General features: G+C 48.1%; 20 protein-coding genes. 14 read left to right on the plus strand and 6 right to left on the minus strand.

From position 1 onward, the window contains the following. Nucleotides 1–108 precede the first annotated feature (108 nt). From MH144_RS16990 to MH144_RS17000, 3 genes are all read left to right on the plus strand, one after another. The gene (locus tag MH144_RS16990) at nucleotides 109–972 is read left to right on the plus strand and encodes a prohibitin family protein (protein WP_239302436.1); all 864 of its coding nucleotides are present in this window, start codon (nucleotides 109–111) and stop codon (nucleotides 970–972) included. A gap of 75 nt (nucleotides 973–1,047) precedes the next feature. Continuing rightward, entirely contained in the window at nucleotides 1,048–1,782 is a 735-nt protein-coding gene (locus MH144_RS16995; protein ID WP_239302727.1) for an endonuclease V, read from the plus strand. Nucleotides 1,783–2,085: 303 nt separating this feature from the next. Continuing rightward, complete coding sequence (locus MH144_RS17000; RefSeq protein ID WP_239302437.1) at nucleotides 2,086–3,810, plus strand: methyl-accepting chemotaxis protein; 1,725 nt, start codon at nucleotides 2,086–2,088, stop codon at nucleotides 3,808–3,810. A 127-nt stretch (nucleotides 3,811–3,937) separates the two neighbouring features. Here MH144_RS17000 and MH144_RS17005 read toward each other — a convergent pair whose 3' ends face one another. Then, a complete protein-coding gene (locus MH144_RS17005) occupies nucleotides 3,938–4,849 on the minus strand; it encodes a LysR family transcriptional regulator (protein WP_239302438.1) in 912 nt (303 codons plus the stop codon). Nucleotides 4,850–4,980: 131 nt separating this feature from the next. Here MH144_RS17005 and MH144_RS17010 point away from each other — a divergent pair, with 131 nt between their 5' ends. Next, nucleotides 4,981–6,024 carry a 2,3-butanediol dehydrogenase gene (locus MH144_RS17010; protein WP_239302439.1) on the plus strand — a complete coding sequence of 348 codons (1,044 nt, stop codon included), beginning with the start codon at nucleotides 4,981–4,983 and terminating at the stop codon, nucleotides 6,022–6,024. 130 nt (nucleotides 6,025–6,154) lie between these two features. On the opposite strand, the gene MH144_RS17015 is transcribed toward MH144_RS17010, so the two are convergent. Next, nucleotides 6,155–6,667, minus strand: a complete 513-nt coding sequence (locus MH144_RS17015; RefSeq protein WP_239302440.1) for a GNAT family N-acetyltransferase — start codon at nucleotides 6,665–6,667, stop codon at nucleotides 6,155–6,157. Nucleotides 6,668–6,826: 159 nt separating this feature from the next. Continuing rightward, nucleotides 6,827–7,594 (minus strand): helix-turn-helix transcriptional regulator, encoded by a 768-nt coding sequence (locus tag MH144_RS17020; protein WP_239302441.1) that lies wholly within the window; start codon nucleotides 7,592–7,594, stop codon nucleotides 6,827–6,829. 202 nt (nucleotides 7,595–7,796) lie between these two features. Here MH144_RS17020 and MH144_RS17025 point away from each other — a divergent pair, with 202 nt between their 5' ends. From MH144_RS17025 to MH144_RS17040, 4 genes are all read left to right on the plus strand, one after another. Further along, nucleotides 7,797–10,118, plus strand: coding sequence for a glycoside hydrolase family 127 protein (locus MH144_RS17025; RefSeq protein ID WP_239302442.1), 2,322 nt, complete (start codon nucleotides 7,797–7,799; stop codon nucleotides 10,116–10,118). A 447-nt stretch (nucleotides 10,119–10,565) separates the two neighbouring features. Next, nucleotides 10,566–11,303: a hypothetical protein gene (locus MH144_RS17030; RefSeq protein WP_239302728.1), complete on the plus strand. Its 738-nt coding sequence runs from the start codon at nucleotides 10,566–10,568 to the stop codon at nucleotides 11,301–11,303. A gap of 12 nt (nucleotides 11,304–11,315) precedes the next feature. Then, entirely contained in the window at nucleotides 11,316–13,004 is a 1,689-nt protein-coding gene (locus MH144_RS17035; protein ID WP_239302443.1) for a vWA domain-containing protein, read from the plus strand. 224 nt (nucleotides 13,005–13,228) lie between these two features. Further along, nucleotides 13,229–14,368 (plus strand): toxic anion resistance protein, encoded by a 1,140-nt coding sequence (locus MH144_RS17040; RefSeq protein ID WP_095288665.1) that lies wholly within the window; start codon nucleotides 13,229–13,231, stop codon nucleotides 14,366–14,368. Nucleotides 14,369–14,487: 119 nt separating this feature from the next. On the opposite strand, the gene MH144_RS17045 is transcribed toward MH144_RS17040, so the two are convergent. Together MH144_RS17045 and MH144_RS17050 are read right to left on the minus strand one after the other, a co-directional pair. Then, complete coding sequence (locus MH144_RS17045) at nucleotides 14,488–14,997, minus strand: hypothetical protein (protein WP_239302444.1); 510 nt, start codon at nucleotides 14,995–14,997, stop codon at nucleotides 14,488–14,490. A 180-nt stretch (nucleotides 14,998–15,177) separates the two neighbouring features. Further along, complete coding sequence (locus MH144_RS17050; protein WP_239302445.1) at nucleotides 15,178–15,771, minus strand: TetR/AcrR family transcriptional regulator; 594 nt, start codon at nucleotides 15,769–15,771, stop codon at nucleotides 15,178–15,180. Nucleotides 15,772–15,963: 192 nt separating this feature from the next. Between MH144_RS17050 and MH144_RS17055 the strand changes: the two genes are divergently transcribed. Beyond that, nucleotides 15,964–16,722 (plus strand): SDR family oxidoreductase, encoded by a 759-nt coding sequence (locus MH144_RS17055; protein ID WP_239302446.1) that lies wholly within the window; start codon nucleotides 15,964–15,966, stop codon nucleotides 16,720–16,722. Between the two features lie 150 nt (nucleotides 16,723–16,872). On the opposite strand, the gene MH144_RS17060 is transcribed toward MH144_RS17055, so the two are convergent. Further along, the gene (locus MH144_RS17060; RefSeq protein ID WP_239302447.1) at nucleotides 16,873–17,907 is read right to left on the minus strand and encodes a LacI family DNA-binding transcriptional regulator; all 1,035 of its coding nucleotides are present in this window, start codon (nucleotides 17,905–17,907) and stop codon (nucleotides 16,873–16,875) included. A gap of 83 nt (nucleotides 17,908–17,990) precedes the next feature. Here MH144_RS17060 and MH144_RS17065 point away from each other — a divergent pair, with 83 nt between their 5' ends. From MH144_RS17065 to MH144_RS17085, 5 genes are all read left to right on the plus strand, one after another. Next, nucleotides 17,991–18,167 (plus strand): hypothetical protein, encoded by a 177-nt coding sequence (locus MH144_RS17065; RefSeq protein ID WP_239302448.1) that lies wholly within the window; start codon nucleotides 17,991–17,993, stop codon nucleotides 18,165–18,167. A gap of 184 nt (nucleotides 18,168–18,351) precedes the next feature. Further along, the gene (locus MH144_RS17070; RefSeq protein WP_239302449.1) at nucleotides 18,352–19,641 is read left to right on the plus strand and encodes a sugar ABC transporter substrate-binding protein; all 1,290 of its coding nucleotides are present in this window, start codon (nucleotides 18,352–18,354) and stop codon (nucleotides 19,639–19,641) included. Nucleotides 19,642–19,686: 45 nt separating this feature from the next. Next, nucleotides 19,687–21,042: a sugar ABC transporter permease gene (locus tag MH144_RS17075; RefSeq protein WP_110755789.1), complete on the plus strand. Its 1,356-nt coding sequence runs from the start codon at nucleotides 19,687–19,689 to the stop codon at nucleotides 21,040–21,042. Further along, a complete protein-coding gene (locus MH144_RS17080; protein ID WP_127538467.1) occupies nucleotides 21,039–21,875 on the plus strand; it encodes a sugar ABC transporter permease in 837 nt (278 codons plus the stop codon). Before MH144_RS17075 ends, MH144_RS17080 begins: the two co-directional genes overlap by 4 nt. A 149-nt stretch (nucleotides 21,876–22,024) precedes the next feature. Continuing rightward, nucleotides 22,025–23,314: an MFS transporter gene (locus MH144_RS17085; RefSeq protein WP_239302450.1), complete on the plus strand. Its 1,290-nt coding sequence runs from the start codon at nucleotides 22,025–22,027 to the stop codon at nucleotides 23,312–23,314. Nucleotides 23,315–23,340: the final 26 nt, after the last annotated feature.

Raw genomic sequence — 23,340 nt, forward strand, 5'->3', positions numbered from 1 at the left:
TCTTTATCTTAGCATTTATTCTATGGTCATTAATGTTCCCGCTATTCAATATGGTAGGTAGAAGAGTGTTGAAAAGATACAACAAATTCAAACAAGAGGAGAATGTAAATGAAGAATCTAAAGACGTTTAAGGTAGGGGCCATTTCAGTAGCATTAGTGATTATTATAGGAGTAGTGTTGGTAAGCTTTTTTGTGACACGAATTCCTAACGGATATGTTGGCGTTGTCTATTCACCAAATGGGGGCGTAAAAGATAATACGCTGAGTCAGGGATGGAAGTTGGTTGGTGCTTTTGATAAGGTAACCAAATATCCAATTAGAATTCAAACCGTTGAATACAAAGATATTCAGATTGCTACGTCTGACGGAAAAAACATCACAATCGATTTTGCTTACAACTATCAAGTAGAACCAAGCCAAGTGTCTTCGATCTTCAATACCTTTGGACCCATTAGCATTCAAGAAATTGAAGATACATATTTGAAAACACGTTTTCGCGATGCTGCCCGGAAAGGTATTTCTAAATTTACTGTAATCGATGTATATGGAGAAAAATCATCTGAGGCTGGCGTAGACGTTCAACAACGTTTCGCAGACGATGTCAAAGAGCTAGGATTCATTGTATCCAATGTGACCGTTGGTGTTCCGCAACCAGATGCAAAAACCCAAGAAGCCATAGATAAACGGGTTGAGGCATCTCAAGAGTTGGAACGTAAAACGACTGAGCTTGAAATTGCGAAGAAAGAGGCAGAACGGAAACGTGTGGAAGCACAAGGTAATGCAGACAAACTATTGATTGAAGCAGAAGGTCAAGCCAAAGCAAATAAAGAGCTTCAACAATCACTTACAAGTCAATTGGTTCAATACGAGACGATTAAGAAGTGGGACGGGGTGCTTCCATACGTCAGTGGATCCAATACGCCAATGATCCAGTTACCAACTGCAGCTACAAAGACTGAAGAGGTAAAATAAATGAGGGGGAGTTTGTCTCCCCTAATGAGGTACAGATTTTCCTTAACAAATCCAGCGGAGAGATGCCCATTGACATTGAATCAACTTAACATTTTACCCCCTGAATCATTTAACGAAGAAACCTTTGATCAGATCCAGCGGGAGCTGGTGAAAAGAATAAACTTGCAGAACAGCTTCAACAAGGAGGATGTCCATCTGGTGGCAGGAGTAGATCTGGCGTACTGGGAGGATGGAGACCGGACACTTGCGGTGTGCTGCATTTGCGTAGTGGACTACACTACCCATGAGATTGTGGAAACGAAGTCCTTCCAGGATGAGATCAAGGTGCCCTATATAGCGGGGTATCTGTCCTTCCGAGAGCTGCCGCTCATTCTGGATACATTCAAACAACTGGAGAATGATCCGAATCTGGTCATGTTTGACGGAAACGGCTATCTGCACCCACGGCATATGGGGATTGCCACCCATGCTTCGTTTTACCTCAACAAGCCTACCATCGGCATCGCCAAGAGCTATCTCCGAATTCAAGACACGGACTATGAGATGCCAGCAAGCGAATCGGGTGCTTTCACGAATATTGTGATTAATGGCGAAGTCTATGGCCGTGCACTTCGAACACATTCTCAGGTCAAGCCGATTTTTGTCTCCTGTGGCAATGGGATCGATATCGATACCTCTACCGAAGTGACTCTGGTGTTAATTAACAAAGAAAGTCGATTACCCATCCCTGTAAGGCAAGCTGATTTGGAAACGAAAAAGCACCGGGCTGCACTGAAACAAGCAGACGGTAATAAAGGCGGTAAGGGCTAATCAAGTTACGAATAATACCGAAAACTCTGACGAACACGTTGGAGTTTTTTTATTTGCATTATAGCGTAACGATTTCACCTCGAGCAGGAGCGACGAAGTTCCGTCCAATCGAAGCTGACACAGTGATGATAGCGTTTTAAAGACATCCAATATTTTCTTGCTTAATTCGACATATTCATATACTATTTTCCCATACTTAGTGCTTCAAGCCTATGACTTTTGGGTAGGACCGGTGATAGAGGCTTGGGTTTCAGGGGAGAGGAAGAGGAACGGATGGTCAGGTTTTTCAGAAGGCGTTTGGTTGTGCGAATTGTTGCAGTTGTTACACTGGTCATGTTGGTGATCTACACGGGGAGCATGCTGCTTCAGTTGGCCAATATGAAGTTAGCCGCGCAGGAGGCCATTTCAAGTTACAATATCCAGATTGCCCAGAGCTATGTTCAGCAGATGGATACTGCACCCTATGCCGAGTTTGCCCAAGATCCCAAGGAAAATGAGATGTTCCTGAAGATTCGTGATGAACTGGATGATTTTCGTGTAAGCATTGGGGCCATGTATGTGTATTTTGTCAAAATAGATGATCAAGGCACGCCGCTTATTATGGTGGATGGCATGAAAGATGCCGATAAGGCTTCTCCGATTAATGAAGCCACCGATATTCCAAGCGATGCTGTCCAGTGGCTGCTGCAAGGACATACGGCTAGCTCACCGATCATTAACAACGAGGAGTACGGCGAATATATCTCATCCTATGCTCCCATATTGGACCAGAATGGAGTCATGATTGGTGCGCTCGGAATTGATACGGCTGTATCCGTTATTGGCAGCATCGAGGCAGATATCCTGAAGTCAAGTATTCCGTTCTATGGACTTCTGCTGCTTATTACGGTTGCGGGCATTGGTGTGGTCCTTTGGTTCATTGTAAGAGGGCTGCGTCCGCTGCGGCCTTTGAAGGCAAGTGTGGAGCAGATGGCACAGGGGGAGCTTGCAGAAGCAAGCCGCATATTGACATCATATCGCCCGCGCAGCGAAGACGAGATTGGCACGACATATCAGGCGATGACTCATATGTCGGGTCATCTGAATAAAATCGTTAGCGATATGGTTGCAGGTGTATCCGCTACCACCAATATGCTCGCCCAATCGACCAAGCAGTTTAACCAAAGCACCGATGAGATGGTGGGGATGAGTCAGGCGGTTGATCAATCCGTTGAACAAATTCGCCAAGGAGCTCACACGCAAAAACAGGGGGCAAGCGACAGCGCCCATGCCATGGAGGAGATCGCTAAAGGCATCACCGACATATCAGAGTCGTCCATGGCTGTATCCGATGCGGCAACCAGTGCACTAAACACGGCGCAAACCGGCAAGCTGAGCATGTCCCGAATGAAAGAGCAGATGCAGAGTATTTCGGCCGTTTCGGATGAAGTGGTAGCGATGGTACATGTGCTGAATAATTACTCCCAGGAGATTGGCGGCGCGCTGCATACGGTGAACGACTTTGCAAGCCAGACGAAGCTTCTTGCGCTGAATGCCTCCATTGAGGCGGCCCATGCAGGGGAACATGGCAGAGGTTTCGCCGTGGTTGCAGAAGAGGTCCGCAAGCTGGCCGAAGCCTCGAGCACATCCATGCAGCTCATCTCGGATCTGCTGCTTCGCATTCAGCAGGAGTCACAGCAGATCGGCTCACAGATGGGACTAACCTCCAAGGAGATTGGAGAAGGGGTTACGATCACGGCGGAGGCGGAGCTTGCTTTCTCCCATGTGGTCGAAGCGTTCCAACTGGTGACCAGCCGTATTCAGGAAGTCTCTGCAGCGGCAGAGGAGATCTCGGCAGGGTCGGAGGAAGCAGCAGCTTCGGTGAATACCATTTCGCAGATTTCAACCGGAGTTTCGGATCATTCCGATGACATCTACCGCCTGATGCAGGAGCAGAAGATCCTGTTCCAGGAAGTGGCCCGGACATCCGTTTTGCTGGAGCAGCAAACCAATGAGATGAGCGAAGCCGTGAGAAAAGTAAAAGTGTAGGCATCACAAAGAGAAGGTACCCATGCTGCTGGAGGAGTGGAAGCAGATCATCCCCAGCGTGTGGTGTACCTTTTTGTTTTATTTGGTCCCTGATTAATGTTGCTTGTGCTTAGAAAATTGAAAAGACTTAACTCTTGAAATAATCCAGCTCGATCGCCTGTCTGAACTTCTGGGCAAATCGTTCGGCGGCTACGGCAACCTCCTTGGACTCGGTCTGTACGAAGCCGATTTGCATCTTGGGCTGGTCAATGGAGGCGATCTCCACCATCTTCACAAGGCCTTCTTTCCACAATGTGTTCTGGTAGAAAGAGAAGTCATGGCCGATGCTGGATGCTATATTGTTTTTAAGCACCGTGTTGATCGCTTCCGAATTATTGGTCTTGAAGAGGATGGACAGCGCTCCATGATCGTAGGTAAAATCCTGAATGAAATCTTCTATGAAGCCATCGCGGTACAGCGCGAGGGGATGCTCCTTCAGTTGATCCGGCGCCACCCGGCTCAGCTTGGCCAGATCGGACTGGTGATGGGTGCCTACAACCAGTTTGCCGGAATACATTGGGCTGAAATGCAGTCCATCGAATTCACGCAGCTGTTTCGTGTAGATGGCAATGAAGCCAAGGTGTGCCTTGTTGTTCCGAATATCTTCGATAATTTCCATCGAACCTTTCTCTTCAATGGAAATGTTCAATAGAGGATGCTCCCGTTTCATATCGGCAGTGGTCTGGACAAGGTAGTGCATGACACTGGGAAAGGTCGCTACATGCAGATCGCCTGTCAGGCAGGACGCTTCCACATTCAGCGATTTTAATTCATCAACCCGCTGCAAAATGTCCAGTGCCTTGGCAATGAACTGTTTGCCTTCCGGTGTAGGGTGGGTCCCCTGACGGGAGCGCTCAAACAGGATCAGGCCAAGCTCCTTTTCCAGACGATGGATCGACTGACTGATGGCCGATTGGGTAACATGAAGGTGTTCCGAAGCGGCGGAGAACGATTGGGTTTTGGCAATTTCAACGACATATTCAAGCTGTTCCAGATTCATGGGCTCATCTCCGTTTTAACATTACTGCTACTAATATTAACATTAGTATCTATAAATATGAATAATAAGTGAACGGCGATATAATATATAGACAAGCTTTTTATAAGCTCAATAAGAGGGGATGGATTTACATGAAAGCAGCAGTATGGTACGGCCATAAAGATGTTCGAGTGGAAGAACGTGAAGTTCCGATCGCTGGATCCGGACAAGTCAAAATTAAAGTGGAATATGCGGGGATCTGCGGCAGTGACTTGCATGCTTATCACCATGGTGTAGGGATTCAAGAAGGTGAAAATCATCCGCTCTCCGGTCAGAAGGCACCATTGACATTGGGACATGAGTTCGCCGGAACGGTCAGTGAATTGGGAAGTGATGTAAGCGGTATCAGCGTAGGGGACCGTGTTGTGGTGGAGCCATTGTATCATTGTGGCAAATGCGAATACTGTATCCAGGGACGCTATAATCAGTGTACCGAATTTGGTTTCGTAGGTTTGAATGGGGATGGTGGTTTTGCGGAGTATGTTGTTGTTGAGGCCTATATGGTACACCCATTGCCAGACAATGTTTCTTTTGAAGAAGGAGCACTTGTTGAGCCTACAGCGGTAGCTTTCCATGCCGTTCGCCACAGCAAGCTGAAAGTGGGACAGAAGGTCGCTGTGTATGGTGCAGGCCCAATTGGATTGCTGACCATTCTATCTGCAAAAGCGGCAGGAGCTTCCACGATCTATGCGGTTGACGTGTTCGAGGAACGCCTGAACCTGGCAGCTAAACTGGGAGCCATTCCAGTGAACAGTGCCAAAGCGAATGCAACGGAAGTAATTCTGGAGCAATCTGGCGGAATTGATGTCGCCTATGAAGCAGCAGGTGTACAACCTACGATGGATAGTGCTGTAGCGGTAGTCAAAAAAGGCGGAGAAGTGGTTGTTATTGCAGCCATCCCTAACCCACTGCAGGTGAACTTCTTCGATCTTCTGGTGAAGGAAGCGAACCTGACGGCCACATTGGCATATCGTCACATTTTCCCTGAAGTGATCTCCCTCATTGCTGAAGGAGCACTCGATGTGAAACAGGTCATCACGAAGAAAATCAAACTGGATAACATCGTGGAAGAAGGACTGGAACTGCTGATGAGCGACAAGAGCCATGCGAAAATTTTGGTGGAGATCGGCGGTTAATAACCAGTATTACACTGCTGGATCTTCCATAGTAAAGGCCACTCGGATGAGTGGCCTTTTTGTCATCTTTATCACATCAAATGAACTGAAGTTTATAGCTTGCGCCTAATATTATGTGTTCCCGCATGAATCAGGCATCGTAACGATAACAAATGGCATTGCCGCCGCTGCTGCGTGTACTGAACTCTTCATCCTCCACAAAACCAAATCGTTCATATAAGCGGATGGCATTCGTCATCTGCCCACCCGTGAAGAGGTACACCGTGTTTTTGCCCATGTCCTTGGCGGATGCAACACACCGACGAAGGAGCTCGCGGGCAATGCCGTGTCCTCTCCACGCCGGATCCACGCCAAGCAGGCGAATAAACGGATAATCAATGGGGAGTTCAAAATTGGGATAGGCATTATGTGCCGTTTCGAACAATTGCACGGTCCCCACAATCTGATCGTCCACTTTGGCGACCCACAATTGCGTGAGGTAGGGATTGTCCAGTGATTCCTCGATGTCTTTCACATAGGCTTCCCAACGTTCCTGATCCTGAAAGGTGTCCTTGTACTCCGCATAACTTGCAATGAGGATATCTACGATCCCTTTATGATCAGCTTCTGAAGCGGGTTGAATCGTGACTGCCGTTGTCGTCATTTCAATTTCTCCTTCTGAAATGGGGTGGAATGAATACAGTTATTTCACATCTTAACACAACTAAATTTATCGGAATAATCAAAATATTCTATTGAATACGCATGAATTTCTATGAGTCAGTCTACGCGACAATCTTATTATTTCATACTAATCCATCGATCATAAACGATTGAGCTGAGTGGAATACAGGTTATTGCGATATTCGGTTGGCGTACTGCCTTCGTATTGCTTGAACATGCGCAGAAACAGTTTGTAATCCGAGAATCCGCATTGTCCGGCTATTTCCTTAACACTGGCATTGGTATTGAGCAGTAGCTGTTTGGCCCGGTTGATCCGCTCGGTAAGGATGTAGGTTTTAAGCCCAATACCTTTCTCGCGTTTCACCATTTTGGAGATATAGTCCTTATTAAAATTAAAATGCTCCGCAATCTTGCCTACCGTGATATCGGTATGAAGATGAATACCAACCCACTTGCAGATATGGTCAACAACCGCGTTATGAGGGCGATAACCAGCCTCCGTGTTGCGTTCCAATTCTTTTAACAGCAGGAGAAGTGCGGCATCGGCCTCTTCGGTGGAGAAGGATGAGACATGCAGCAGCTGCTTGAACAGTTGATTGGCCGTGGAGGGTACCGGGATGGTCGCATGTGTGGGATAATGATCGAACCCTTCAGCCATCGTGTCATAGTGAACCCAGTAAAAGCTGACAGGAGCATCGCTGACTTGATACCCGTAATGGGTATGACCGGCTCTCAGAAACAGCAGATCATTGGCGCGAACCACGTAATGCCGCTCCTCCTCCGCAATGTACATTTCTCCCTCCAGCATCAAAATGATCTCATGCACAGGCATGATCCGTTTCATATGTGTCCAATTGCCTTCCGTGATGAACTTGCCGCACAGATAAAATTCGAGTGGCTTCTGCATAAGACGGATTTATCCACCTTTTCTTGGATTATGAGTCTGATGTAGTTGTATTTTATTTGATAATATGTGGATATTCAAGGGTTTTTATGAATTAGAAGTTTTGAAGCAACTGGTGGATAGAACGGATTTTACCCTCTCGTATGATGCCGGAAAGATTTCAGGAACAATAACATTCTTTACATATTAAGGAGGAGCATAGGTCATGATCGAAACAAAAAGTGGATTTTTGGGTCCGGAACACGTACAGCTATTAAACGGGGTTTTTCAGACGTCTCAAGAGGTTGGGGAACGCTATCTGTTATCGCTGGATATTGATCGGTTCCTGGCTCCATGTTACGAGGCACATGGATTAACGGCGAAGAAGGAGCGGTATGCCGGCTGGGAGGCACGTACAATCAGTGGACATTCCCTGGGTCATTATCTGTCTGCTCTGGCTGTAACTTATCAGGCGACAGGTAATGAGACGCTCAAGCAAACATTGGATTATGCTGTCACCGAGCTTGCGGGAATTCAGCAGGCAACAGGCAGCGGATATATCGGTGGGTTAACCGAGGAAGCGTTCGACGCGGCATTTCGGGCTGAGCGGATTGGCAGTTTTGATATCAACGGATTCTGGGTTCCGTGGTACAGTGTGCACAAAATTTATCGCGGTCTTCTTGATGCTTACAAGCTCACAGGTAATCAGCTCGCCCTGGATGTTGTTATCCGGTTCGCTGATTGGGCTGTGACAGGCATGAGTGCCATGACAGAGGAACAGGTACAGACGATGCTCCAGTGTGAGCATGGCGGCATGAACGAGGTATTCGCTCATTTGTATGGCATTACGGGTAATCGCGTGTATCTCGATACGGCCAACCGCTTCACCCACCACATGATCCTTGAGCCATTGGAGCAAGAGCGCGATGACCTTCAGGGCAAACATGCAAATACCCAGATTCCGAAAGTGATCGGTGCAGCCGAGATTTACAATCAGGATCATTCACATGAGAGCTACCGGACGGCGGCGGAGTTTTTCTGGGACACAACGATTCATCACCGCTCCTATGTGTTTGGTGCCACGAGCATATCGGAACATTATGAAGCTAAGGGTATGGAGAGTCTTGGCATCAAAACCGGGGAGAGCTGCTGTACCCACAACATGATGCATCTGACGAAGCAGCTGTTTGCCTGGAACCCGGACAGTGCCTACATGGACTATTATGAGAACGCTATCTACAATCACATCCTGGGCACACAGGATCCTGATACAGGGAACAAAACGTATTTTGCCTCAACCCTCCAAGGTCATTACAAAATCTACGGTACACACGATACCGCATGGTGGTGCTGCACAGGCTCAGGTATGGAGAATCCCGGCAAATATGCCGAGGCCATCTATTTCGAAGATGAACAGGATCTGTATGTGAACCTCTATATCGCATCCGGACTGGACTGGACGTCACAAGGGCTATCCCTGAAGCTTGAAACCGACTTTCCTTATTCGGAAAAGGTAACCCTGACGATTACCGGAGGCCATGCCCCGGCCAATCTAAGACTACGCGTGCCCTCTTGGCTGCAGGAGCCAATGACGGCAACCGTCAATGGGGATACGGCCCATCCGTATACACGGATGGAAGCCGGCTATCTCTCCATCCAGCGCACATGGTCCGCCGGGGATGTCGTGACCATCACCCTGCCAATGTCGCTGAGCCGATACACGTCCAGGGATGATGCCCACAAAGTCGCCTTCCTGTATGGACCCATTGTGCTCGCAGGCGCACTGGGCAGCGAAGGGCTGCCGGAGGATACCATCGTGGATGAGACCGCGCTAAATCCGAAGACAGCACCCGTGCCTGTGATTTGGACGGAGCAGGAGGATGTCCGGGAATGGATCAAGGTGGTGGATAAGGGGACGTTAACCTTTGAGCTTAGCAAGGACGTGACGTCAACGGGTGAAGCCGTGAAGCTGATTCCGTTCTACGATGTGCATCATGAGTTTTATACGGTCTATTGGCCGTTCAACGATGAAGGCGATGCACTGGAGAAGGAACTGAATGCAATTACGATCGACAGGGTGCAGCCAGACGGTCAGCAGGACGAGATCGGGCATCATCTGGATAGCAATTGCCGTGCAGAACATCACAACGGTTCCTATACGGATAGCCGTAACAGGCTGCATATGTGGCGCGAAGCCTATGGTGTCAGCGGGGCCTATTTCAGTTACCGGCTGGCGGTGGATGGTTCTGGTACCAATGTTTTGTGCGTCGGCTACTGGGGCGGGGATCATTCACCATTTGAACGGGAAGGGATGAGGTATGACAGATCATTCAACCTACTGGTGGATGGAATTGTAGTTGGCGAGCAGCGAATCCATCTGAACAAGATTGGTGAGGTTTTCTATGCGACCTATGATATTCCTCAGGCTGTTACCTCCGGTAAGGATAGTGTGACCGTTACGTTCCAGGCTATTGGTGATCATGGGTGCGCAGGGAAAGTTGTCGAGGTGCGGACGACCCGGAGCAAGCCCGAATCTGTAATTTCATAAACCTTCAGAGCATGGAAATCAGCTAACACAATGGTATAATGAGGACAAAGTCGTACCCTTTCATCAGCTGTTCAGGCTGGAATAGAATTAAATTTAAAATACTCCGGTGCCCAGTGCCCGGAGTATTTTTGTTTGCCATCTTCGGCTCGTCCTATATAAAAAATGACACGTAACCTCCAGATTCCACGTATTACCTGTAAATCTTCCTTTTTCCGAAAACGGATATTTTCGTTTGCTCCTCCATCGTAAATCGGTTCCCTAGTGAACCGTCAAAAATCCGTCCTCATGTCCCTATATCGATGAAATGGGATGAGCTTGCGCCACGTATATATTAGGATATCCATATTCATCGACCGAAACAGGGCCGCATCATGTACAATGAGAGATATACGCTAGTGGGAAATATCGACAATTGGACCATCATATAGCGAGAAAGGAGGTCAGCGGATTACGATGACCAAATACATAAAATGGCTGGGCCTGATCTTCGGTGTTGTCGTCCTCAATATTCTGTTATTTTCACCAGGCTTCATCGGGCTTGGCTTCGGTGGTGGAGCCTTCTCCACTGCACTGTCCGTCACCCTGCTGTTCGGAAGTGTGATGGCCCTATTTTACGGAAGTTACACCCTGCTGTTCAAACAGCCTGTAGTCTTGCCGGTTAAGCAGATCGAGACGCATGAAGATTATGTAGAAGCTTTATCCTTTTACAGACGAATTAAAGTGCTGGAGGAAGATATTACGCTGGGATTGTCCCAATTGAGCCGGATGAAGAAAAAGAAAGAGACGCTCCTGAACGTGCTGAACCAGCGGTTCGATCCGGGGGAGCTGAGTTATAAGAAATTTGCCTCCGTCACGCTTGAAGTGGAGAAGCTGCTGTATCTCAACATTCGAAGCGTGCTGAACAGACTCCATGTGTTCGATGAAGCCGAATACGCCGCCTTGATGAAATCCAAATCCTCCAAGATTCCACCCAAATTAGTTCAGGAAAAGATCAAAGTGTATAACGACTATCTATCCTATGTAAAAGACTCGCTCCATACGAATGAAGAAATCTTGCTCAAACTTGACCAGCTGCTGCTGGAAATATCACGCCTGGACAGTTTTGAAGCCGGGGATATTGAACAGATGCCCTGTATGCAGGACATTGATCAATTAATTAAGCACACCAAATTATACAGACAGTGAGGGGTTGCATTTATGGCCAAGAAGGGGAAGTTTTTTCTCATATCGATTGTGATGTTGGTGCTCGTGTTCGGATTGGTGTATGCCGGAATCACATTGACATCGAATTTCGGCAAATCCAGTACACAGGTGACAACAGAGAATGCAGGCAAAGAGTTAGGCAAGTTGTATGCGGACATTGCGCCAGCAACGGCTGAACCCGTGAAGGGACAGATCGATCTGGATCCGGTTGATGTAGCGGAATCCCTGCCGGACATTTCCAAGTTCGCGGTTACCGTTGAGAATACGACGAATGAGTATGTCGAAATTTTCTCATCCATTGAAAAATCGGGTACCGGAGCAGACGGCTGGTTGACTGAGGTCAGTGAAGAATTCAACAAGGCTAACATTACAGTGGGCGGTCAAACGGTATCGGTAAAAATCCGGAATATTGCTTCCGGTACGGCGGCCGATTACATCAAGTCTGGCAAATACGTGCCTGATGCCTACACACCTTCCAACGAACTGTGGGGCGAGATGGTTGCCGCAAGTGGTGTGAAGACCGAAAAGGTATCCGATAGACTCGTGGGCAACGTCCCCGGAATCGTAATCTCCAAAGCCAAATATGATTCGCTCGTTGACACGTACGGCTCTGTCAACGTCAAAACGGTCACCGAAGCGATTGCCAATAACGAACTCGCAATGGGGTATACCGACCCGTTTGCCAGCTCCACAGGACTTAACTTTCTTGTGACGGCGCTGAACACGTACGATAGCTCCAATCCGCTGGGGGAGAAAGCGATTGAAGGCTTCGAGAAGTTTCAGGCCAATGTGCCATTTACGGCTTCCACAACCATTCAGATGCGTGAAGCCGCGAAGTCAGGCCGATTGGATGCTTTTGTGCTTGAGTACCAGACATACGTCAACACCGCAGACCTGAAGAGTGGATATGTCTTTACCCCATTTGGCGTAAGGCATGACAGTCCGCTGTATGCACTGGGGCAGCTGCCGCAGAACAAACAGGAAATCATCCAGAAGTTCGCTGAATTCGTCACTCAGGAAAAGTACCAGAAGTCGGCGGAAGAGTTCGGATTTAATGGTTTACAGGATTACAAGTCCGAGCTTGCGACCGTTGATGGGGGGACTTTATTATCCGCGCAAAAAGTATGGAAAGAGAAAAAGAACGGAAGTAAACCGATCGCTGCCGTATTCGTAACGGACGTATCCGGAAGCATGGATGGAGAACCGCTGAATCGGTTGAAGGAATCCCTTCGCAAAGGTCAGAAATATCTCGGTACCGACAATAGCATTGGCCTCGTTTCCTATTCCAGCAGTGTAACCGTGAACCTGCCGATTGCGAAGTATGATACCAACCAGCAGTCCATGTTCGTCGGGTCTGTGGATAGTTTGCAAGCAGGCGGCGGTACAGCGACCTTTGATGGGATCGTGGTAGCCATGAAGATGCTGGAAGACTATATGGCGGCTGACCCGAACGTGAAACCGCTGATTTTCGTCCTGAGTGATGGAGAGACCAATGAGGGACATACACTGAAAGATATACGTGAGCTGGTAGAGACGTACCAAGTGCCGATCTATACGATCGGATACAACGCCGACATCAAGGCCTTGGAGAGCATTTCCAGTATTAACGAAGCGGCGAGTATCAATGCCGATACCGACGATGTTGTGTACAAGATCGGAAACCTGTTTAACGTCCAGATGTAAATAGTTCTATTAAAAATGAATTTCAAATTTGCACGAGAACGGAGAGAGCAGAACCAATCTGGAAAAGCGGAGCGTTCGCCTTTATCCCTGGATTTATACCTTCATAAGAAAGATAAAGAAATCCGGGGATAACAGCGATTGGAAGATGGTGCTGCACTCGAAGTGAACTAGTGTAAGTTAAGTTATTTATATTATATAGCTCTTAATTTAAAGGGGGAGTTTGGATGTCGTTTTCGATGGAAATACCCAGCCAGAAGGAAATTCAGAAGGTTATAGAGGAAGAGGTGAAGCCCGTTCCAGCCGAGGTCGCGGAGCTGCAGCAGGTGGCAAACGCCAATGTGGAGATGATCATGTCACTGGATCTGGAATCACTGGATAAGCGGAAGGAAATTTTGCAATCCATTGAAGGCTTTGGCATGAACACGATGAGATCCTCTTCGGAGAAAAACGCGCTGCTTCAAGTCTCTGTTGGACATCTGTCCAAGACGGGAGACGAGGGAGGTCAGGTCGCCAAAGGCTTGACCGAGCTGCACATGCAATTGAAGGATCTCGACCCCAGCGTGGTCGATTTCGCCAAAACCGGATTCCTCGGCAAATTGTTCAATCCGCTGCGGGCTTATTTTCTCAAATACCAGAAGGCCGATGCAGTCATCGCCGATATCGTGACCTCGCTGGACAAAGGCAGGGCAACGTTGCGCAATGATAATACGACACTGGAGATCGAACAGCATACACTTAGGGAACTGACCAAACGATTGCAAAAGGAAATCCAGCTCGGCGTGCTTATGGATGAGTCGATCGACGGACAGATTGAAGCCGCGAAGGTTCGGAATGAGGACCCGGAGAAAGTCCGGTTTATTACGGAAGAAGTGTTATTCCCGCTGCGTCAGCGGGTCATGGATCTGCAGCAGATGTTGGTCGTGAACCAACAGGGCATCATGGCGATTGAGGTGGTCATCCGCAACAACAAGGAATTGATCCGCGGAGTCGACCGGGCCAAGAATGTGACGATCTCGGCATTGAAAATTGCCGTTACCGTTGCTAGTGCGCTGTACAATCAGAAGATTGTTTTGCAGAAGATCGAGTTGCTGAATCAGACGACCAATGACCTGATTGCAGGCACATCCAAAATGCTGAAGGACCAGGGTATCGCCATTCAGAAGCAGGCATATGATGCCAGCATATCCGTCGATACGATGAAGCAGGCCTTCACGGATGTGCTGTCCGCACTGGATTCCATCAGTGTATATAAGCAGGAGGCACTACCGCGCATGCGGGAGACGATCAACCAGTTCCGTGAACTCGCGGATACCGGAGAGCAGCAGATCCAGCGTTTGGAGAAAGGGCAGAAGCTGGGGTTGTGATCAAAGGAGAGAAAATAAAAACGTATTAGATTGTTATCTTTATTTATAATTAGAAAAGGCGACCGTTCTCCATTAAGCATGGGAGTGGTCGCTTTTCTGGGTTGCTATGAAGATAGGTACTAGCTGCCATAGCCCAAACTTCTTGCATAAGCGTATAACTGTTCTTCGCATTGCTCCATTAGAACACCAGCGGTGTTTATTTTGGCATTACCCTGTTTTAGTAACGTGTAATTTACTTTTTTCTTGGATACTGCCTTTTGGTACAATAGGTACCCTTCAAGCTGAGTGTAGCTTGCCTTGATAAATGTGGCGTGGATTTTCTTGAGTTGTGGGTTGGTAGGCTTGATTTGTTTTGCCTTGGATACCAATTTTGTATAATTGGGGATTACCGTATTTGTAAGTTTAAGATACATGGACTTGCGATTCGTTGAAGTTACCTGGGTGTCGATGCTTTCCAAAGCGGTAAAGGCTTTGGCCTCATAAGTTTCAAGAGCAAATAACTGAGTAGTGTACTCTTTAAATTTTTCATAACTCTGATCTGAATATGTAGATGTTGCTTCTTTGGCTGCATTGGCAGAAGTGGCTGGAGAGAGAAGCACTCCGCCAAGCAAAACAAAACTGGTAATCAATGATATAATCCACGACTTCTTCAAATGTAATATCATCCTCCTTTTGTTTGTATTCCATTGGATAACTTATCATATAAATACCAGAAATTACAGGAATGCATTTACATCATTTTGGTTGTGAAGCTTCCTCGAAATTCTTCTCGATCCCCATACTATAGGGAAGTATAGCGATATTAATCTTCAGTCTTTCAACACGACATTGTCAGGCCTGTAATGAATGATCTTGAACAACTCCTCGGCCATGTAGGCGGGGGTGTGCTTGAAATCCTGTCTGATCCACTCCAAGATCATGCCGAATATCGCATGAGACTGATAGCTTGCCAGCAGTTCAGGGTTGATGTGCTGCGGGAAGATTTGATTCAGATCTTTTAAGGAGAGATCCCGAAGAACATCACAGATCATGTGCTGAAAGTTGGAAGAAGCCTCTGATTTTACAACCAGCGTGTAGAATTGTGCGTGCTGGTGCACATGCTCAAATATGGTGATTGCCGAAGAGGGCATCAGACCTACCTCGAACTCTTTGATCCCCTGGTAGGGTTTGCGAAAAGAAGTCACCAGATCCTGTATCACATCATCGATGATTTCGTTGAACAGGTCTTCCTTGTACTGATAATGTCTGTAGAAAGTACCCCGATTGAGATCAGCTCGCTGCACAATATCCGTAATGGATATCTCCTTGAAAGGATGCTTTTGCATTAAATGGATAAGTGCATCCTTCAGTGCAGCCTTTGACTTTTTGATTCTTCTATCCATTGAATTGGAAGTATCAGACATGTGGAATCCTCCTGAGAAAGGCCTATTTAAAGTAAAAGTACATTTAGGCTCTATAGTGTTCATTAACGTACAAAAGGGCAAGCTTTTACTGATTGAATCAGAATGCTATGACTTATTATACTAAGGATAAGAGTTAATGAACATTTGTTTGTTAACTTATTGTAAACGAATACACAAAGGAGGATACATGAGATGAAACTTCAAGATAAAGTAGCTATTGTTACAGGCGCAGGTTCCGGTATGGGAAAGGCGATTGCCGCGCTATATGCGCAAGAGGGAGCCAAAGTGGTTGTATCGGACATCAATGAGGAAGCCGCACAGGCGGTTGTAAATGAGATCAAAGCCCAAGGCGGAGAAGCCATCGTGATTCTGGCCAATGTGGCCAAAGAAGAGGATGTGCAAAACCTGATCGATACGACAGTTAGCACGTACGGTACAGTAGATATTCTGGTGAACAATGCAGGAATTATGGATGGCATGGAGCCAGCTGCTGAAGTAACGGATGAGAAGTGGGAGCGACTCTTTGCGGTGAATACCACGAGTGTCATGCGTACAACGCGCAAAGTGCTGCCGATCTTCCAGGAGAAGCAAAACGGCGTCATCGTTAACGTTGCTTCGGCAGGCGGATTGCACGGTGGACGTGCGGGAGCAGCATATACGGCATCGAAGCATGCTGTAGTCGGCCTTACCAAAAATACAGGGTTCATGTATGCAGAGCAAGGTATTCGCTGCAACGCCATCGCTCCGGGAGGGGTAGCAACCAATATTGGTTCCTCCATGGCAGGAATCAGCCAATTCGGCGCATCGAGACAACAACTGGGCATGGCGATCAACCCGCGCATAGGAACAAGTGAAGAGATTGCCAAGGTAGCCCTGTTCCTCGGCTCGGACGAGTCCAGCTTCGTGAACGGAACCGTGATTGAAGCGGACTCAGGCTGGAATTCCTATTAATCCGTCCATAGAATAAATCGAATAATGATATGTAAACGAGAAGCCGCATGCTGCGGCTTCTTTTTTTACTGCCATCCATCACTGCAATCGATAGGAATTTCTAGAAATAGGACAAACGTTTGCATTGCTGGAATGAATCTCAAGAATCTTTTAAATCGAGGCCGGTTTAGACTTCGAAAAGAGAGAAGATTCACGCACAATTAAACGATGCGGAATAATGACCGGATTCTGAGGAAGCGTTTCCCTGTTCAGAATTTTCAACAACACTTGAACGGCAGTATAACCAAGCTGGTAGGTTCCAATATCGATGGAGCTTAGGGGCGGAGAGGCCAGTTCCGATAAGGCGATGTTGTTAAAGCTGACCACACTGATATCTTCAGGTACACGGTAACCAAGTTCGGCAAGAGCTCTCAGTACGCCAAAAGCAACATTGTCATCAATCACAACGATAGCAGTAGGTCTGTCCGGCAGGGCCATAAACAATGACATGGCTCGGAATCCACTCTCTTGTAGGAATTCACCTTCCACAATCCAGTCATTATTGGTATGAAGTTCCGCTTCGGCAAGTGCCTTTTGGTATCCTTGCATGCGGTCATGCGATAACGTAATGTCCGGCGGGCCGCTAACAAATCCAATCCGTGTATGCCCTTGAGCAATTAAATGCTGGGTCGCATCATAAGCGGTCTGTACGTTGTCGTTATCAACCATGGGCGCGTCGGGGTGAGCCTCGCTGCGTCCGATCAGTACGAAAGGGAACTTTTCCTCTTCCAAAAAGGAGATGATTGGATCATCCCGTTTGGAGCCTAGCAGCAGAATGCCATCCACTCTTCGCCCATGAACCAGGCGGGAAATTGCGTGCAATTCATTGTCTGATGACGTTTCGGTGGTCAGCAGCAGTTCATAATTCATGCGGGTGGCATGCGTAATAATTCCTCGCAGCAGCTCTCCGAAAAAGTAGTTCTGAAACAGCTCTTCTGCAGGACGCGGAAGCATGATGCCAAGGGTTTGGGTCGTCTTGGATACAAGGCTCTTGGCCATGATATTGGGATGGTAATTCAGTTCTTTCATGATTTGCTTCACTTTGAGAGACGTCTCGGTGCTGATTCTGGGATGGTTGGAAATCACCCGTGAAACCGTAGAAGGGGAGACACCCGCCATTTTGGCAATATCTTTGATCGTAATCATGTAAAAAATCCCTTCTGATCCATCATTTCAACATTCTCCTATGGTAATGCAACAGATTCGATAAATCAATTGCAAACTGCAGCATGGAGGATATAGGAGAAGTAAAAATAAGGAAGAATAAGACAGATCAAGCAAACAGGAAATTACTGGCGCTAGAACAAGAAAAATGGATGAAATTGAACGAATATAGCTTGTGCAAACGTTTGTGCAAAGAAAGCCTTGTATTGTATGATTTTATTGTTGTTGTAGCGCTTACATAAATGAATTTAGCCTACATCTTAGAATATTTCTCCCTGAATACATACTCAGAAGTATCCTTGTCTTCCATTTGAGCAAACGTTTGTGCAAAAGCGAACATGGATTGCAAAACCTGCATCATTCGTACCAATCAAGGGTGAAAAGCGCGAGACTGGTTGAACCAAACAGAGGGAAGGGGACATTTACATGAGAAAATGGCAAGGGGCAACATTGTCCGTCATCATGGCCTTTACACTCGCCGCATGCTCGGCTGGAGGTGGAACAACCTCTCCGGTAGCGGGGGGGACTGAGAATACGGAGGAAGTTGTCGAGCTGACAGCCGAAAATCTTCAGCCGGAAGAAGGCGCAACACTGGTTATTTGGGAAGATAAGAACCAACAGAGTTTTGTGGAAGAGAGAGCCAGGCTGTTTGAGGAAAAGTATGGTGTAACCGTGAAGATGGAGGAGCTGCCTCCTACCGATCAGGTAACCAAACTGACAACGGACGGTCCGGCAGGACTTGCAGCAGATGTTGTTGTATTCCCGCATGACAAGATTGGAAGCGCTTCAGAAGCAGGCCTCATTTTGCCAAACGATATATTTGAGGCGGAGACAACAGCGAACACCAGTGAAAATGCGCTGAAGGCGGTAACGTTTAAGGACATTTTATACGGATATCCGTACAGCGTGGAAACGTACGCTCTCTTCTATAACAAGGCACTGTATCCGGAAGCACCGAAGAATTTTGAGGATATTGTCAGCTTCGCCAAAACCTTTAATGATGTGAAATCCAACCAATATGCCCTCATGTGGGAGCTGCAGCAGTTTTATTACAATTATGCGTTCCTGGCTTCCCAAGGTGGCTATATTTTCGGGGATAACGGAATGAACAGCGAAGATCTTGGCCTGAATAATGAAGGAGCCCAGAAGGGTGGGGAGTTCCTGAAGACACTGAAGTCGGAAGTGCTGCCGCTCAAGATGGGTGACGTGAACTATGATATCAAAAAAGGATTGTTCTCCAGTGGGAAACTGGCTATGGACATTAACGGTCCTTGGACGATTGCCGATTATCGCAATGCAGGTATTGATTTCGGTGTTGCACCACTCCCAGCGATCGATGGCAAACCAATGACATCCTTTTCTGGCGTAAAAGCCTATTACGTCAATGCATTCACACAATATCCGAATGCAGCTAAACTCTTTGCGGCTTTCCTCTCCAACGAAGAGGCCCAGATGACCAACTTTGAGATGAACGGCACGCTTCCTGCCAACGCCAACGTGGCAGCTGATCCGAAGGTACAGGAGGATCCAATCAACAAGGCGTTCCTTGAGCAGTTCAACAATTCAACGCCGATGCCTTCGCTTCCCGCTATGGATAGCGTCTGGGGCCCGATCACTTCAGCCATGACCGATATCTGGGATGGCGGCAAGGATGTGAAGGCGTCACTGGATAACGCCGTGAAGCAGATCCAGGAGAGTCTTGCAACGGTTCAATAATCGGACGGAGTACCTGGTAAGGAGAAGGTGGAGAGGAGAGAGCGAATGAAACAGCAGCATGTCCCGGTGTCTGCTCCGCCAAGCAGGGAAAAGCAGCACCGGATGACAGCGGCCATATTATCCATCATACTGCAGGGTCTAGGACAGCTGTACAACCGGCAATGGATCAAGGGAATTTGCCTACTGTTACTGGAGGGGGCAGGTCTTGCTTACCTGCTTCCCCGCCTGTCGCAGGCCGTATGGGGAATATGGACACTGGGGGAAAATACGCAGCGTTTTGTCAAAGTGAATGGGTCTACGGTGCTTCAGCGGGGCGACCATTCAATCTTTTTACTGTTAGAGGGAATTATTGTGCTGCTCGTGTTTTTTGTGTTTATCATTGTCTACATCCTGAACATCCGTGATGCGTACCTTACGGGACTTGCGAGGGAGGAAGGAAAGAAAACACTGGGAGCGGCAGCTTCACTCCGTAACATGATGGACAAAAATTTTCCGTATCTGTTTTTGTCCATTCCGGCTCTGGGGGTGCTGTTCTTCACGATCATGCCGATCCTGTTTACGATCACCCTCGCGTTTACCAACTACTCGGCACCGGATCATATTCCGCCTGCCAAGCTCGTGGATTGGGTAGGGTTCAAGACATTTAGCGACCTGATTCAGCTCAAATCATGGAGTCACACCTTTTATGGCGTATTAACATGGACGGTTATTTGGGCGATACTCGCAACCGTGACCACTTATTTTGGCGGGGTACTTGTAGCGCTGCTGATTGAGCAGCGTGGCATCCGGTTCAAAAAGCTGTGGCGGACGATCTTCATTCTTCCTTATGCCATACCACAGATCATTTCCTTGCTGCTCATGCGGAACCTGTTCAATGGCCAATTCGGTCCAATCAATACGTATATGAGAGCTTTTGGGCTAGAGGGACTGCCCTGGCTGACCGATCCGTTCTGGGCCAAGGTCACGGTCATTGTTGTTAACATGTGGATTGGTATTCCGGTCAGCATGGTGCTCATCCTTGGCGTTCTGACGGCGATTCCACGTGATCTGTATGAGGCCGCTGAAGTGGATGGAGCATCCGCATTCCAGAAATTCCGGATCATCACCATGCCATTCATCCTTTTTGCAACAACTCCGGTGCTTATCATGCAATTTGCCGGAAACTTCAACAATTTCAATGTCATCTTCCTGCTGACCAACGGTAATCCGTTACGAGGCGACTACCAGTATGCGGGAGCAACAGACCTGCTGGTGACCTGGCTCTACAAGCTTACGCTGGACAACAACAAATACAACATGGCTTCAGCGGTGGGCATCATCATCTTCATTATTATCGCGTCGTTTTCCATCTGGAATTTCCGTCGCTCCAAATCGTTTAAGGAGGAGGACATGATTCAATGAAGAAACGCAATAATCCGCTGCGGCTAACGCTTAGTTATGTGCTGCTGATCATCATTGCCGTGGTCTCCGTCTATCCGGTGTTGTGGATCTTTCTCTCTTCCCTGCGACCTGGTGCGGCACTGTTCAGCGAGCGCTTATGGCCTGAAGCCTTTACCTTGTCCCACTATGGCGAATTGTTCAACAATCCGTCCTTCATGTATGGCAGGTGGTATCTGAACACGCTGAAAATTGCCTTTTTCACCATGATCTTCTCCACGCTCATGGTGACGCTCGGGATGTATGCCCTATCCCGTTTCCGGTTTCGCGGGCGGCAGACGATTCTCTCCACCATGCTGATCCTCGGCATGTTCCCGAGCTTTATGAGTATGATCGCGATCTATATCATTCTGCTGCAGATCAAACTGCTCGATACACATGCCGCGTTAATTCTGGTGTATTCTTCCGGGGCTGTCCTGGGCGGATTTATCGTCAAAGGATTCTTCGATACGATTCCGCGCAGTCTGGATGAGGCAGCACGCATTGATGGTGCGAGTCATCTGAGGGTGTTCACCAGCATCATCCTGCCGTTATCCAAACCGATGCTGACCTATGTGGCATTAACCAGCTTCACTGGCGCATGGATGGATTTCATCTTCGCCCGCCTGGTTCTTCGGACGAAGGAAAACTGGACACTTGCGGTAGGCATGTGGGATCTGGTCAACCGGTACCAGGACAGCAACTTCACCATGTTTGCTGCAGGGGCCGTGCTGATCGCCATTCCGATTACGCTGCTGTTTGTGTTTCTGCAGCGCTTCCTGGTTCAGGGGCTCACAACAGGTGCTTCCAAAGGATAATGCCGTGCCATTAACAGCATAGATGGCCGCCTTGACGCGGCCGCACATCCAGGCACTTCCGCCATGTCATGTCTCTTTTCGACGGACATGACAACGGGAGTGCCTGATTTTGCATAGGGCTCCATCATAATCAGGGGAGGATAGGAAGTATGGGAATAATACCGTCCACTGAGCCCGAGGCGATTGGATATCAAGATGGACAAGCCGTACTGCGCGAAGAAAACAAGGTTCCGCCAAAGCTCTGGCAGCATGTCACTTTCCGCAGGATTTTATATGGTTACGGCATCTCCGTGTTCGGAGACTGCTTTAACGGTATTGCCATCAGTCTATGGGTGCTCCAGACAACTGGAAGTGCCAAGAGCATGGCTGCCGTACAGATCTGCAACATGGCGGTCAGTTTTTTATTTGGATCATTCGCAGGTACCGTTGCTGATCGGTTGGATCGCCGGAAGCTGATGCTGACCTCGGATGTATTTCGGGGCGTGATGGCCATATTCATCGCGGTTAGTTTGTTTGGGCTGCATGTACCATTTCCTGTGCTGCTGCTGATGCTCTCGCTTTCCATGTTCTCCAGCCTGTTTCAGGCGCCTGCATTCCACGCGTCTGTGGCGAGCATGGTGGGCAGGGAGCATATTCAGCAAGCTACGGGGGCCATTCATCTGGTGGATAACCTGGCCCGAATTAGCGGACTCGCGGCAGCCGGAATCGCCGTAGCCGCCTTTGGCGGGTTTGTCGCCATATTGATTACAGGAGCTACCTTTCTTCTGTCGGCGGTATGTGTGCTGATGGCCGGCCGTTTCCCGGAGGTCCGACGATCGGGCGATAAGCAGACCACGTTCGTTCAGGAATGGCGTGGATCATTCTCCTATATCTATCGCAGTCCTCTAATTCGGTCGATTGTATTGCTTAATCCACTGCTGATTTTGTTTTTCATGTCGGCCATGATGCTAGTTCAGGTGATGGCAGTCAAGGTATGGGAGGCAGACCCCGTGCAGTTTGGACTGATTGAAACGTGTAATCCGCTTGGTTATATGATTGGATCGGGAGTGTTGATCGCATCGGGGAAACGAATGAAGCGAAGAGGACGATGGGTATTCATCGGTCTACTGGTATTGGGGCCGCTCTATATTCTCCTGTCCCAAGTAACTTCTCCCATGATGGCACTTCCGCTCATCATGGGAGGGGGAGCGATGTTTGCCTGCTGTACGATGCTCACCCAGATCATGCTAAGAACAGCGGTACCCGATGAGCTGCAGGGGAGAATCTACGGTGTTGTTGGTACAATTACAAGCACGGCGCCCATCCTGGGATTGACAGTTGTCTCGGTGATGGCTGATCAGTGGGGGGCAGCGGCGGTGCTGGAGGGACTAGGCATGCTGCTGCTCGCAACCGGAATCCTTGCGGCAACCACATTGAAATCCATTCGAACTTACCGATAAACCAGAAACAGATTAAACGTCAAAAC

The organism is Paenibacillus sp. ACRRY, assembly GCF_022346995.1.
GTDB lineage: Bacteria > Bacillota > Bacilli > Paenibacillales > Paenibacillaceae > Paenibacillus.